Origin of the sequence: Halorubrum sp. SS7 (genome assembly GCF_005435055.1) — an archaeon.
Taxonomy (GTDB): domain Archaea; phylum Halobacteriota; class Halobacteria; order Halobacteriales; family Haloferacaceae; genus Halorubrum; species Halorubrum salinarum.
On sequence record NZ_SGXV01000164.1, the window covers coordinates 1 to 852 of the forward strand.

The 852-nt window shown below is 68.0% G+C and carries 2 protein-coding genes and 1 pseudogene; 1 reads left to right on the top strand and 2 read right to left on the bottom strand.

Annotated elements, in window-relative coordinates; genetic code table 11:
• Nucleotides 1-111: 111 nt before the first annotated feature.
• Together EXE44_RS17360 and EXE44_RS17365 are read right to left on the bottom strand one after the other, a co-directional pair.
• Nucleotides 112-393: a type II toxin-antitoxin system RelE/ParE family toxin gene (locus EXE44_RS17360; protein ID WP_092919350.1), complete on the bottom strand. Its 282-nt coding sequence runs from the start codon at nt 391-393 to the stop codon at nt 112-114.
• Nucleotides 390-620: a ribbon-helix-helix domain-containing protein gene (locus EXE44_RS17365; protein ID WP_137718003.1), complete on the bottom strand. Its 231-nt coding sequence runs from the start codon at nt 618-620 to the stop codon at nt 390-392. The genes EXE44_RS17360 and EXE44_RS17365 overlap by 4 nt, the downstream gene beginning before the upstream one ends.
• A 7-nt stretch (nt 621-627) precedes the next feature.
• On the opposite strand from EXE44_RS17365, the pseudogene EXE44_RS17370 reads away from it, so the two are divergent.
• Nucleotides 628-852: pseudogene (locus tag EXE44_RS17370) on the top strand (DNA primase small subunit domain-containing protein); the annotation flags it as partial.

The following is an 852-nucleotide window of genomic DNA, read 5'->3' on the forward strand; positions in this document are numbered from 1 at the left end:
TCCGGTGGCGCGTCCACGCGCTCGACGCCTGGGACCCGGAGTTCCGGGAGGTCGCGGCGAGCGTAAAGTTATAAATCTAGATGCCTCGCTCGTGGCGATCGCGCCGGACGTTCAATCGTCGTCTCGGTACGCGTCGCCGCCGCGCTTCCGGATGGCGACAACGAACAGTATCTCTCGGTCGCGGTCTGCCCGACACGCGAGCCGAAACTGACCGATCCGGAGTTTCTGGTGCGGAGCGCCGGCGAGCGGTTCGAGGTGATCGGTCGGGTCCCGCCACTGGTCGGTGACGACCTCGTCGAGCTTCGAGAGGATCCGGTCGCGGGCGTGGTCGTCGAGCGCCGCAAGCTGTCGCTCCGACCGGTCGGTGAACCGCCAGTCCCACCCGTCGCTCATCGATCGCCGTCGCCGTCGCTACCGTACTCGGCTTTGATCGCGTCGCTGTCGCGGGTGCGGCCCTGCTGGATGTCGACTTCGCTCGCGGCGACCGCCTTGAGGTCGGCGCGATCGAACTCCGGGTGTTTCACCGCGTCGCGGAGCACGTCGCGCACGAACTCGCTCCGACTATTGTATCCGAGGTCCTTCCACGTCGCGTCGACGTCGGCGAGGAACGACTCCGTCATTCGGATGTTGACCGTCGTCTTCTCCGGCGGGCGCGGCTACCACGTCCACGTCCGCGATCAGAGCGTCCGGGAGTTAGACAGCGACGCGCGCCGTGAGATCGTCGACTACGTGCGCGCGATCGACCTCGACACCGACGCCCTGATCCGGACCGTCTCGGAGCGCGGGACGACGAAGCGCGTCCTCCGGACCGAGGGCGGGTGGGGCGCGCGCGTCCACGACGCCTTAGTCGAG